Below are 12344 nucleotides of genomic sequence, written 5' to 3' on the forward strand. Positions count from 1 at the left end.
CCGGGTCCGTCCCGACCGGACGGACCCGGGGTACCCGCAAGAACCCCCCAAGGATTTCGATGACCCGCTACATCCTGCTGAAGCTGGGACGCGGTCTGGTGGTGGTGTGGGGCGCGTTCACCGCCTCCTTCATCCTGCTGTACCTGCTGCCCGCGAGCCCGATCGAACTGCTCTTCTCCCCGGAGGAGCGCGCCGACATTCCCCCGGAGGCCTACGCGCAGATCGAGCGGCAGTACGGCTTCGACCAGCCGGTCGTGGTCCAGTACCTCGACCGGCTCTGGGCCGCACTGCATTTCGACTTCGGCAGCTCGGTGCAGACCGGCAAGCCGGTCGTCACCGCGATCGCGGAAGCACTACCGAACACCCTCGTCCTGGCCTCCGCGGCCCTGGTGCTGGCGGCGATCATCGCGCTCACCATCGCGTGGACCGCCACCTATCTCGAATCCCCGTGGCTGCGCAATCTCATCGCGAGTTTCCCCCCGCTGCTGGTGTCGTTCCCCAGCTTCCTGCTCGGCCTCATCATCATTCGCGTCTTCTCGTTCCAGCTCGGCTGGTTCCCGTCGATCAGTCGCGACGGATTACACGGTCTCGTGCTGCCCGCCTTCGCGCTGGCGATTCCTGTGGCGGGTCCGATCGCGCAGCTGCTGCTGCGCAACTTCTCCACCGAGTACGGCTCGCCGTATGTGCTCACCTCGTTCAGCAAGGGGCTGCGCAAGGGCTCGGTGATCAGCGGCGACGTGCTGCGCAATGCCAGCCTGCCCGCGCTCACCCAGGGCGGCATCGTCGTCGGTGAGCTGCTCGCCGGCGCCGTCATCGTCGAGACGATCTTCTCCAGGGCCGGGATCGGGCGCCTCACCGAGCAGGCGGTGCGCGCCCAGGACGTTCCCGTCGTCCAGGGCGTCGTCATGTTCGTCGCCCTCAGCTTCGTCATCGTCAATTTCGTCGTCGACGTCGCCTACCCGCTCATCGATCCACGCCTCTCGGCCAGCCGTGAAGGGGTCCGCACCACATGACGATCAACAACGATCTCGCACTCGCCCCACCCCTCGCCCCGGATCCGGTCGACTACGACAAGCGGCCCGCCCCGACGCCGGCGGCATTGCCGCGCAGGCGTTTCGGGCCGCTCGCTCCCGTGCTCGCGCGCCCCGGGCTCGTCCTCGCCGTCCTGATCGTCGCGACCGCGGTGGCGTGGTGCTTCGTCCCCGGGCTGTTCACCTGGATCGACCCCTACGCGCCGGATTCCTCGGCCATCCTGCTGAGTCCGAGCGCGGAGCACCCGTTCGGGACCGACCGGCTCGGGCGCGACATCTACTCGCGGACCGTGCACGGCGCGGTGATCACCCTCAGCGCGACCCTGCTCGCGGTGTCGATCGCGTTCTTCGTCGGGACCGCGCTCGGGCTCGTCGCCGGATTCGTCGGCGGCCCGGTCGAATTGGTGATCATGCGGGTCGTCGACGTGCTGCTGTCGGTGCCGGGGCTGCTGCTGACCATGGTGGTCGTGTCCGCGCTCGGGTACGGGACGACGAATGTGGCCATCGCCGTCGGCGTCTCCGCGGTCGCGAACTTCGCCAGGGTGATGCGCGCGGAGGTGCTGCGCGTCGTCCAGACCGACTATGTCGAAGCCGCGGCCAGCATCGGCACCCATCGCCTGGCGATCCTGTGGCGCCACGTCCTGCCGAACTCGCTCAGCTCCGTGGTCGCACTGGTGCCGCTGCAGTTCGGCGCCGCGATCCTGTCGATCGCGGCGCTCGGTTTCCTCGGGTTCGGTGCTCCGCCACCGCAACCGGAGTGGGGCCTGCTCGTCTCCGAGGGCCGCGACCTGCTCGCCATCGCCCCGTGGATCTCGCTGCTGCCGGGCGCGGTGATCCTGGCGGTCGTGCTGGCCAGCAATCGCATCAGCCGTGAACTGCACAGCGAAGGAGGTCTGCGATGAGTCTGCTGTCCTTCGACTCCATCGACATCTGGTACACCGGTCGCGGCCGGGCACCGACGCAGGCGGTGTCCGGGGTGAGCCTGTCCATCGAGGCCGGTGAGCTGGTGGCGATCGTCGGTGAATCCGGTTCGGGGAAGTCCACCCTCATCCGGTCCTCGATCGGGCTGCTGCCGCGCACCAGCCGGGTCAGCGGCCGGATCCTGCTCGGCGGCAACGATGTCGCGGGCTGGCGGCAGAACAGGTTCGCGCGCCTGCGCGGCAGCTATGTCGGTTTCGTGCCCCAGGACCCCGGCGTCTCGCTCAATCCCGTCAAACCGATCGGCAAGCAGCTCGAGGACGCGCTCGTCAATCGGCTGGGGCGCGGTCGTCGGCTGCCGTTCACGTCCGCGGCGCGGCGACACCAGATCAAGTCGCAGGCGCTGAACTTCCTCGAGCTCGCCGGACTGCCCACCCCGGAACGCATCTACGCCAAGTATCCGCACGAGCTCTCCGGCGGGATGAAGCAACGCGTGCTCATCGCGATCGCGCTGTCCGGCGAACCGAAACTGCTCATCGCCGACGAACCGACCAGCGCGCTGGACGTGACGGTGCAGAAGCAGATCCTCGACCATCTCGACCGGCTCCGCGCCGACCTCGGCATCGGCATCCTGCTCGTCACCCACGATCTCGGGGTGGCGCTCGAACGCGCCGACCGGGTGGTGGTGATGCGCGCGGGCGAGGTGGTCGAGCAGGGCGACAGCGCCACGCTCCTGCACCACGCCGCCGATCCGTACACGCGCACGCTCCTCGACGCCGCACCCGGACTGCACACCGCCACTCTCACCCCACGCCCGATCCGTGTCGGCACCCTCGGCGCGGACGCCGCACCGAAAACCGGAACCGGCACCGCCGAATTCGCCATCGAGGTGACGGCGGTCTCGAAGACGTTCCACGCCGCCCACAGCAAGGCCGAACCCGTCGTCGCGGCCGATGACGTCTCGTTCCGGGTCGCGACCGGCACGACACACTCACTCGTCGGTGAGTCCGGTGCGGGCAAGTCCACGATCGCCCGCATCGTCGCGGGCCTGCGCACACCCGACTCGGGCGAGGTGACACTGCTGGGCCGGTCCGGTACGTGGAACCGCAAGGAATTGAGCCGGAACCTGCAGTTCGTCTACCAGAACCCGTATTCCTCGCTGAATCCGCGACTTTCGGTGGCCGACCTGATCACCGAGCCGCTGCGGGTGCACCGCAAGGACATCGGGCGCGCGCAACGTCGCGCGATCGCCGAGGAACTCCTCGACGGGGTGCGGCTGCCCCGCGAGTACGTCGGCCGCCGGGCGGGTGAGCTGTCCGGCGGGCAGGCCCAGCGCGTCGCGATCGCCCGCGCCCTCGCGCTCAACCCCGAGATCGTCATCCTCGACGAGGCGGTGTCCGCGCTCGACGTGTCGGTGCAGGCCGAGATCCTGCAACTGCTCGTCGACCTCCAGGCCGCCTACTCGCTGACCTACCTGTTCATCACCCACGACCTCGGCGTGGTGCGGCTGCTCGCCGATACCGTCACAGTGATGCGCCACGGCAGGGTCATCGAATCCGGCACGACGGCACAAATTCTCGACCGGCCCACCGACGAGTACACGCGCAGGCTCGTGGAGTCGGTACCGGGAGCCACCCTGTCCCGCTGACCGGCGGCCACCGGCCCGCGGCTCAGAACAGGCCGCTGGTCGGTGGCTCCTCGCCGGTGAGGAAGTAGGCGCCTGCTTTCGCGAGCTTCCAATCCCGCGGATTGTGATTGGCGATGGTGCGCGAGTTGCGCCAGTGCCGGTCGAAGCCGGGCGCCTGATCGGTGCCGGGGCCGAGGTCGAACAGCAGCGTCGCCGCCTCGAGGGTCTGTTCGGCTGCCAGCGCCTGGGTCTGCGCGATCGTGATCGATGCCGCCGCACCGGCCGCGCGCTGCCGCTCTGCCGGCAGGTCGCAGACACGCTCGAGTTCCTCGGCGGCGATCAGCACCGCCGAACGCACCGCGTGTGCCTTCGCGGCGATCCGCCCGACGACCTGCTGGATGTAGGGATCGTCCAGGCCCGCGCCGTCCTCCGCCGCATGGACGAAGGCGATCGCGTCATCGAGCGCGTTGTAGGCGATTCCGGCCTGCACCGCGCACAGGTAGAGGTGTCCGAGCCCGCCCCACGGGTTCAGCGGTGGCTTTCCCGTGCCGGAGAAGTCGACCTCGTCGGCATCCAGGCGCACCCCGGTGAAGCGAGTCGTTCCGCTCGCAGTGAGCCGCTGGCCGATCGCGTCGAAGTCGTCGACCCGTTCGACCCCGGCACGGTCCAGCGGCACCTGGAAGCGCACCGTCCTGCCCTGCTCGTCCTTGGCGGTCGTCGAGAACCACGACGCGTAGAGGCCGCCGGTCGAGTAGTACTTCTCGCCGTCCACGACATAGCCGTCCGCATCGCCGCGGAGGGTGGTGTTCACCGAGCCACTGGGGCCGCCGGTGCGTTCGTTGACCGTGCCCGCGAACAGGTCTCCGGCGTGGATCCGTGCGAGGGTTCGCTCCCGGCCCTCGGCTCGTGGATCGTTCGCCACCCCGAAGGCGGTACCGAAGCTGCCGCGCAACGCCTGCGCGATATTGGAGTCGTGCCGCGCGATGGTGACCACCAGATCGAGCACATCGCGCAGACTGCCACCCGCGCCCCCGTCCCCGACCGGGACACCGACGAGCAGGACCCCGCGGCGGGCGAGTTCGGCGACGTCGTCGAACGCGAAGTCCCGCGTCGCCTCACGCGCACCGGCACTTTCACGCAACCGCTCCAGAATCGGAAGCACGGCGGCGGTGATCCCCGCGACGGTGGGCGCGGCATCCCCACCCCGAGCGCTCGGCTCTACATCCACCGCGGTCATCGGACACCGTCCGACACGATCGTTCCGGTCACGTTCTCGTCCTTCAGTCACTCCGGGACCTTCGACACGAATGTCACGAACGAGCCTATTTCCGAAGCCGATACGTCAGCCAGATATCGGATCGCACCGCGCGAATCCCCGCACCGCCGAACCCGAGAGAGTCACGGCGGCGCCGCGTGAACCGGGTCGGTTCGCGCGGCGGCGTTCTCGCGTGGCGGGTGCTACTGGCCGGTGGAGCCGCCGGCGGACAGCGATTCCAGCAGGCAGCTCAAGTGCGGCGCGCCACCGGGGCAGCCCGGGGAGGCCACCTGTTCGGTCGGTTCGGCGGACTGCAGCGGCAGGCCGGCGGCGGAGGCCGGGATCGCGGTCGCCAAGGGTGCCATCAGGAGTACACCGGCGAGCAGGCCGACACGAAGCTTGTTGCGCATGACAGTTCCTTTCGGGCGGCCGGGAGTCGGCCATCGCAGCGAAGGTACCGAGATCACTGCTCTTTCCGACAGACCTCGAAATGCTTGCCCCCGAAAGTAGGGTGGCACAGCGGCTTACGCCATGACGCCCGGGTCGATGACGATCGGCTCGTGTCCGTCACGTCGGCCCCAGGTCCATGTCGGCGGTCGCGCACCGGGCGATCCCGCCCAGTGGGCCCGCTTCGACACCGGTCACGTCCCGCGGCGTGGTTCCGATGGTGTCGGTGAGCAGCCGGTCGAGGTGACCTTCGACCGAGGTCTACTCAGCGGTAGGCGCCCCGCTGGTCCTCGTAGAGCCGGTGGTAGCGGCCGCGGCGGGCCAAGAGTTCGCTGTGCGTGCCGAATTCGACGACGCGGCCGTTGTCGACGGAGATGATCAGATCGGCCAGGGCGGCCGCGGCCAGGCGGTGGGAGACCAGGAGGGTGACCGTTCCGTTGCGGTCGGCGACCGTGCGGGCGCGGGTGACGGCGGTGGTGAACATGTCGTGTTCGGCGGCCGGGTCGAGAGCCGAGGTCGGTTCGTCGAGGGCGACGAGCAAGGGGGCGCTGTTCATGTAGGCGCGGGCGATGGCCAGCTTCTGCCATTGGCCCTGGGACAGATCGGTTCCGTCATGCGCGGTGAGTTTGGTGTGCAGGCCGTCGGGCGCCGAGGTCACCAGTGCGCTCGCGCCGGCGGCGTCGATGGCGCGCCGGATCGCGGGTTCGTCGGCGATCCGGGTGATTTCGCCGAGTCCGACCGCTTCGCCGAGGGAGACCGGTGGCCGGAGGAAATCCTGGAAGGCGCCGCTGATCCGGTGGTGCTCGCCGTGCAGGTCGAGTTCGGTGAGATCGACGCCGTCGAACAGGATGCGGCCGCTGGTCGGTGTCAGCACGCCGGTCAGCAGGTCGATCAGCGTGGATTTGCCCGCGCCGTTGAGCCCGATGACCGCGACCACCGAGCCCGCCGGGATCCGCAGGTTCACCTGTTCCAGCGCCGGATGGTCCGCTGTGGCGTAGGTGAACGACACGTTCTCGACGGTTATCGCGTCCACCAGCCGCGCGGGCGGGGTCCGGGTCGGGCTGGTGCCACCCGCGGCGGCGCGCACCCGAACCATGGCGCGGGCCGCGGTGACGCCGTCGGTGAACATGTCGAGTTCGAGCAGGATGAACGACAGTTCCAGGCGCAGCCCCGTGGTGAGGACGATCACCAGGATCACGTCACCGACGCTCGCCGACCCGGTGGCGAGCTCGCCGCCGAGCACCGCGAGTCCGATGACCAGGCCCGCGCCGAAACCCAGCCACCCGGCCGTCGTCGCCAGGGCGCCAAGCAGGCGGGCGTGACCGCGCCGATCGGCCGCCTCGTCCCACAGCCGGGTGGCGTAGGCGTCCAGGTTCGGCACCGCGCCGTAGACGCGCGGTTCACCCACCCGGTCGGCGCGGGTGCAGTCGGCGTGGATCTCGCGTTCCTGGCGCAGCTGCGCGGTCGCGGCCTCGTCGGCGGCCCTGGTGCGGCGCTGCGCCCACACCGACAGCACGACCGGTAGCAGCACGAGCACCGCGGCGATCCCGAGCACCGGATGCACGGCGACCAGCAGGATCAGCGCGACGACGACACCCACGCACTGGGCCGCCATGGTGACCCCGGTCCACCCGATATTGCCCAGTGCCAGTGCGTGTTTGCGGAGCACCTCGACATCGTCGGCGTAGGCGGTGTCGGACAGCAGCTGATAGTCGCGGCGCCGGGAGATCAGCTGGAAGGCCCGGCGGGTCAGCTGACGCCCCGCCTCGTGACCGAGGTGGTTGCGCAGGTTCGTCACCACCCGCCCGATCGACCCGCTCACCCCCAGTCCGAGCGCGGCCAGCGCCGCGCCGATCAGCACGCTCCGCACCACGCCCGCACCCGCGCTGTCGACCACCCAGCGCTGACCGACGGCGGCCAGTGCGGTGCCCGCCGCCGCGCCCGGAATCAGGACCGCGGTGAGGACGGACAGTCCCGGCGAGGCCCGGTGCCCGAGTTTCAGTGTGGTCAGCCATTCGGTCGCCACGCTCATGCCCGGACCGCCCCGAATCGATCCGCCTGCAACCGGAACAGGTCCGCGTAGGTTCCGTCCGCGGCCATCAGCTCGTCGTGGGTGCCGTCCTCGGTGATGTGGCCGCCGTCGAGCAGTACGATGCGGTCGACGTGCCGGACGGTCGAGAGCCGGTGGGTGATGAGCACGACCGTCACCTCCGCCAGTGCCGACAGCACCTGCTCGTGGAATCGGAGTTCGGCGTCCACGTCCAGCTGGGAGGTCGGTTCGTCGAGCACCACCAGCGAGTGGCCGGTGGCGGCGGCGAACAGGGCGCGCGCGAGTGCCAGTCGCTGCCATTGCCCGCCGGACAGGCCGATCCGGGCCGCGCCGGTCACCGACCACACCGGATCGTCGAGGGCGATGCCGCGGTCGCGCAGATGCGGTGCCAGGCCCGCCTTCTCCAGGCAGTGCCACACGAGGTCGTCGTCGGCGTGGTCGTCGGTGAGCGCGAGCCGGATGTTCTCCCGCAGCGAGAGCGGGTAGCGCAGGAAGTTCTGGGTGACCACCGCGACCTCGCCGCGTCCAGCCGGCGGGTAGGGCTGTCCGGCCCGGGTGATCTGTCCGGCGGTCGGCGGGTAGAGGCCGGTCAGCAGGGAGGTCAGGGTCGATTTGCCCGCACCGTTGACCCCGACGAGCCCGAGGGTCTGTCCCGCGCCGATCTCGAGGTTCAGATCGCGCAGGACCCGGCGCGACGAACCCGGGTAGGAGAAGCTCACCGCCTCGAACCGGATCGGCGCGGTGGAAGCCGACGGATCCGGCACCACCGCCGTCGGTTCCGGTGCGCGGGTAGCGAGGATGCGCTGGTACGCACGGTGTGCCACGAGCCCGTAGTCGATGTCGAACGCCTCGTAGCCCATGGCCGCGATCTGGAAGATCACGGCCACCGCGACGAGGCAGGCGGTCAGCGCACCGAGACCGAGCCCACCACCGGCCGCCGCCGAGCCGGGGATGCCGAAGCCCGCGAAGATCGTGACGAAAACCAGTGCGGTGGTGACGATCTGGCGGCGAACCACCCGCAGATGCTCGACCGTGAACCGCCCGCGATGCCGGTCGGCGATCTCGGTCCAGCGGTCGATGAACCAGTCGCCGAGGCCGAAGACCCGCAGCTCGCGCGCGGCGCGTTCGTCGGTGACCACGGTGGCGAACGCGTCCCGCTCGTAGACCTCGGTGATGGTGTCGTCCTGGACTCTCGACAGGTGGATCCACTGTCTGCGTACCAGCATCCTGGTGACCAGCGCCGCGCCGAGCACGCCCGCGGCCAGGACCGGATCGAACACCGCGAGCACCACCGCGCCGAGCACGGCTCCGGCGAACCGGAACACCAGCAGCAGCTGACCGGCACAGGCCGCGCCCGCCGTGCGATTACGCGCCGTCACCCCGGGATCACACGCCCGCACGACATCGGCCTGGAACGCTGTCGAGGCGACGACCGCGAACGGGGTGTCACCGCCGGCCGCCCGCCGCACCACCGCGCGAACGTGCCCGTCCACCGCTTCGGTCAGTCGCCACTGCAGCGCCGACCGCACCCCGATCGCCGACTCCGCCACCACGACCACCACACCCAGCACGATCGCCGTCACCGGAATCGAGAACGACTCCCCCACCGCCGCACCGCCGCGCAGATCACCGATCAACGCCGCGGTCGCCAGCGCGAGCGCGACGGGCGCGGCGACGGACACCAGAGCGACCGCCACATAGCCACCCACGATGCCCCGTGGCACCGAACCGAGCAGGGTGAGCAACGACCACCGCTCCCGGAACAACACCGCGGCCGCCGTCGGCGCCAAAGCCCCGACCTGCCAGCGCGGATCCCCCACCTGCCGCCCCATGATCCCCCGTCCGATCCATCCCCGATGCGCAGAATCCGCCGGATCGCGGGTCCTGTCGACCTGAACATCCTGTGCGCCCGTACTTCTCGGAACAACGGGTCGGATCATCGTGACTCGAACACAGGTCGCCGACCGACGAGTCGCGGACTGCCTGCGTCAGCGACGCATGAGAGGCTGACGGTATGGCAGTTCTGTCCCGGCTCATCGGCAGCCTGGCGGTCGTTCTCGGTATGGCCGTGGTGATTCCGATACTCGCGGCCCTGGCCTACGCGGCCATCGGCCACCCCGAATGCGCGACCATTCCCCAGGATGTGGGCCCCTGCGGATATTGGCCGCGCGTGGCGGAGTACGGGCCGTTCATCGTGCTGTGGGGAACGGTGATCGCCGGAACCTGCGCGGTGGTGGTGTGGCTTGGCGCGGTCGGCGTCGTCGCGTGCACCAGTCGTCGATCCCCTTCGTCCACGGACGACAGCTGACCCTGACGTCAACGCGGCACGGCGGCCGGTGCGCTGAAGGCGCCGTGCCAGGCGCGGGCGGGGTGAGAGTCGGGGAGGGTGTCGTCGGCGCCGGTCAGTTTGTGACGCAGGGTGCCCGGGGTGTACTCGTGCTGGGCCAGGCCGCGGGTGCGCAGGACCGGGACCACGTGGTCGGCGAAATCGGCGAAACTGCCCGGGGTGACCAGGTATTGGAGGTTGATGCCGTCGACGCCCGCGTCCTGCCAGCGTTCGAGTTCGTCGGCGATCTGTTCGGGGGTGCCGACGATGCGGGTGGCTTCCTGCTTGTGCCGGACGAAATCGGCGATGGTGACGTCGGTGCGCCCGCCCGCCGCGCGGATGAGCCCTTCGATGGCACTGCGGGTGCCGTCGACCTGTCCGGCCAGTTCACCGATCGGGGTGTCGGTCGGCAGGCCGCCGAAGTCGATGCCGATGCTGCCGCTGCGGTGCGCGAGCAGGCCTGTCTCGCTGAAGGATTCGTCCAGATCGGCGGCTTTGCGGCGTGCCTCGTATTCCGAGGAGCCGACGACGACGGTGAGGCCCTGGAAGAACTTGATGTCGTCACGTGCGCGCCCGGCCGCGGCGGCCAGGTCGCGGGTCTGCCGGATGACCTCGCCCGCCGCCTCCGGTGAACCCTGGCTGATGAACACCCCTTCGGCGTGCCGGGCGGCGAAGGCGCGACCCGCCGCGGAGGTGCCGGCCTGGAACAGCACGGGGGTGCGCTGCGGTGACGGCGCGGACAGGTGCGGGCCCTCCACCGAGTACCGGGCACTGCGGTGATTGATCTTGTGGATCCGGGCCGGGTCGGCGTGGATTCCGCGGTCGCGGTCCTGGATCAGCGCACCGTCGTCCCAGGATCCCTCCCACAGCTTGTAGACGACCTCGGTGTATTCCTCGGCCCATTCGTAGCGGCTGTCGTGGGCGAGCCGGTCCGGCAGCCCGAAGTTGCGCGCCGAATTGCGCAGCGCGCTGGTGACCACGTTCCAGCCGATCCGCCCGCCGGAGAGGTGATCGAGGGTGGAGATCTTGCGGGCGAAGGAGAACGGGTGATCCTGCAGCACCGAGCTGGTGATCACGATGCCGAGGTGCTCGGTGGCCGCGGCCAGGGCCGAGACCAGCGCGGACGGATCATGATTGGGGATCTGCAGCCCCTCGGTGACGTGGGTGTCCCAGCCGCCGTCGAAGTCGTCGTAGAGGCCGACGACATCGGCGAAGAACACCGAGTCGAAGGTGCCGCGTTCGAGGATCCCGACGAGTTCGAGCCACGGGTCGAGGGTGTGGAACTCGGTCTGGCGGGTGTCCTCGCGTCGCCAGGTGCCGTAGGAGACGTGGGTGGCGGTGTTCATGGTGAAGGCGTTGAGCAACAGCCTGGGACGCGTCATGCCACGACCACCCGGGCCTGGCGCGGCGCGAGCCCGAAGCGGGCCCGCAGCGTCGATTCGGCGTATTCGTGCCGGAACAGGCCGCGGCGGCGCAGGATCGGGACCACCTCGTCGACGAAGATCTCCAGCCCGGAGGGGAAGGCGTCGGGCATCAGGTTGAATCCGTCGGCGGCGCCCGCACGGAACCACTGTTCGATCGTGTCGGCGACTTCCTCTGGTGAGCCGATGATGCGGCGATGGCCGCCGTCACCGAATTCGGCGATGGCATCGCGCAGCGTGTACCGCCCTCGGGTGGCCGTGATCCGGTCGCCGACGCCGCGAACGACCGATTCGCGGAAACCGAGGGAGGCGGTGAACCCCTCGGGATCGGGCAGATCGGCGAGCACGTCCGCGGGGAACGGCTCGTCCAAGTGGTACTGCTTCAGATCATGGGCGAGAACCGCACCGAGCCGGTTGAGTTCGTGGACGGGGCCGAGCAGTTCGCGAGCTCGTTCGTAGCGGGCGACGGCTTCGGCGTGCGTGCTGCCGATGATGGTGATCAGGCCGGGCAGGATCGCCACCTCGTCACGATCGCGACCGTGGGCGACCGCGACCTGCTTGACCTGTTCGTAGTGCTCGATCCCCGCCTGGAGGGAGAGCTCGGCGCTGAACACCGCGTTCGCGGTGCGCCCCGCCAGCTCCCGGCCCTGGGGCGACCCACCGGCCTGCACGATCAGGGGGTGCCCCTGTGGTGACGGCCCGAGTGGGAGCCGCCCGGCGATGGTGAAATGCGCTCCGCGGTGGTCGATGTCGATTCCATCCACCGCCGCCTCCCACAGTGCGACGACCGCGTCGACGAACTCGTGGGCGCGCGAGTAGCGGTCGGCGCGGCTCGGTACCGAGGTGAGCCCGAAGTTGCCGCCCGCGGCGGGGTTGTAGGTGGTCACCGCGTTCCAGGCGGCGCGACCCCCGCTGAGATGGTCGAGGCTGAGCAGGCGTTCGGCCAGTTCGACCGGATCGTTGAAGGTGGTCGACAGGGTGCCGATGAGGCCGAGATGGGTGGTCGCGGCGGCGACGGTGGCGAGGATGGTGGTCGGTTCCAGCGCGCGGCCCGGTTTGACCCGCGGATCTTCGCGGATGGCCGGGTTGTCGGCGAGGAAGTAGGCGTCGAGTGTGCCGCGTTCGGCGATCCGGCCGAGTTCGGCGTAGTAGTCGCCGGAGACCACCGTGTCCTTCGGTAGTCCGGACAGTTCCCAGGCGGCCCCGCTGATTCCGAGGTCGAGCACATTCACGTTCAGGATGACGTGGTCGCGGCTCATGGCAAGTGGT

10 protein-coding genes are annotated in these 12344 nt (G+C 69.8%); 4 read left to right on the top strand and 6 right to left on the bottom strand.

Going from position 1 to position 12344, the window contains the following annotated elements; genetic code table 11:
* Positions 1 to 59 precede the first annotated feature (59 nt).
* From ACFVVM_RS07850 to ACFVVM_RS07860, 3 genes are read left to right on the top strand one after another with little or no spacing between them, the layout of a single operon-like run.
* The gene (locus tag ACFVVM_RS07850) at positions 60 to 1013 is read left to right on the top strand and encodes an ABC transporter permease (protein WP_387614408.1); all 954 of its coding nucleotides are present in this window, start codon (positions 60 to 62) and stop codon (positions 1011 to 1013) included.
* Positions 1010 to 1933 carry an ABC transporter permease gene (locus ACFVVM_RS07855; RefSeq protein ID WP_387614411.1) on the top strand — a complete coding sequence of 308 codons (924 nt, stop codon included), beginning with the start codon at positions 1010 to 1012 and terminating at the stop codon, positions 1931 to 1933. Before ACFVVM_RS07850 ends, ACFVVM_RS07855 begins: the two co-directional genes overlap by 4 nt.
* Positions 1930 to 3597 carry a dipeptide ABC transporter ATP-binding protein gene (locus ACFVVM_RS07860; protein WP_387614414.1) on the top strand — a complete coding sequence of 556 codons (1668 nt, stop codon included), beginning with the start codon at positions 1930 to 1932 and terminating at the stop codon, positions 3595 to 3597. The genes ACFVVM_RS07855 and ACFVVM_RS07860 overlap by 4 nt, the downstream gene beginning before the upstream one ends.
* A 22-nt stretch (positions 3598 to 3619) precedes the next feature.
* Here the strand turns inward: ACFVVM_RS07860 and ACFVVM_RS07865 are convergent, their stop codons facing one another.
* From ACFVVM_RS07865 to ACFVVM_RS07880, 4 genes are all read right to left on the bottom strand, one after another.
* Entirely contained in the window at positions 3620 to 4813 is a 1194-nt protein-coding gene (locus tag ACFVVM_RS07865; protein WP_387614418.1) for an acyl-CoA dehydrogenase family protein, read from the bottom strand.
* A gap of 221 nt (positions 4814 to 5034) precedes the next feature.
* Positions 5035 to 5241 carry a hypothetical protein gene (locus ACFVVM_RS07870; protein WP_387614421.1) on the bottom strand — a complete coding sequence of 69 codons (207 nt, stop codon included), beginning with the start codon at positions 5239 to 5241 and terminating at the stop codon, positions 5035 to 5037.
* Between the two features lie 302 nt (positions 5242 to 5543).
* A complete protein-coding gene (locus ACFVVM_RS07875; protein ID WP_387614424.1) occupies positions 5544 to 7310 on the bottom strand; it encodes an ATP-binding cassette domain-containing protein in 1767 nt (588 codons plus the stop codon).
* Entirely contained in the window at positions 7307 to 9160 is a 1854-nt protein-coding gene (locus tag ACFVVM_RS07880; RefSeq protein ID WP_387614427.1) for an ATP-binding cassette domain-containing protein, read from the bottom strand. The genes ACFVVM_RS07875 and ACFVVM_RS07880 overlap by 4 nt, the downstream gene beginning before the upstream one ends.
* Positions 9161 to 9342: 182 nt before the next feature.
* On the opposite strand from ACFVVM_RS07880, the gene ACFVVM_RS07885 reads away from it, so the two are divergent.
* Positions 9343 to 9636, top strand: coding sequence for a hypothetical protein (locus tag ACFVVM_RS07885; RefSeq protein WP_387614429.1), 294 nt, complete (start codon positions 9343 to 9345; stop codon positions 9634 to 9636).
* An 8-nt stretch (positions 9637 to 9644) separates the two neighbouring features.
* On the opposite strand, the gene ACFVVM_RS07890 is transcribed toward ACFVVM_RS07885, so the two are convergent.
* Both ACFVVM_RS07890 and ACFVVM_RS07895 read right to left on the bottom strand, forming a co-directional pair.
* Entirely contained in the window at positions 9645 to 11036 is a 1392-nt protein-coding gene (locus ACFVVM_RS07890) for an NtaA/DmoA family FMN-dependent monooxygenase (protein WP_387614431.1), read from the bottom strand.
* Positions 11033 to 12334: an LLM class flavin-dependent oxidoreductase gene (locus ACFVVM_RS07895; RefSeq protein WP_387614434.1), complete on the bottom strand. Its 1302-nt coding sequence runs from the start codon at positions 12332 to 12334 to the stop codon at positions 11033 to 11035. Before ACFVVM_RS07895 ends, ACFVVM_RS07890 begins: the two co-directional genes overlap by 4 nt.
* Positions 12335 to 12344: the final 10 nt, after the last annotated feature.

The organism is Nocardia sp. NPDC058176, from assembly GCF_042883805.1.
In the GTDB taxonomy this organism is placed as follows: Bacteria; Actinomycetota; Actinomycetes; order Mycobacteriales; family Mycobacteriaceae; genus Nocardia.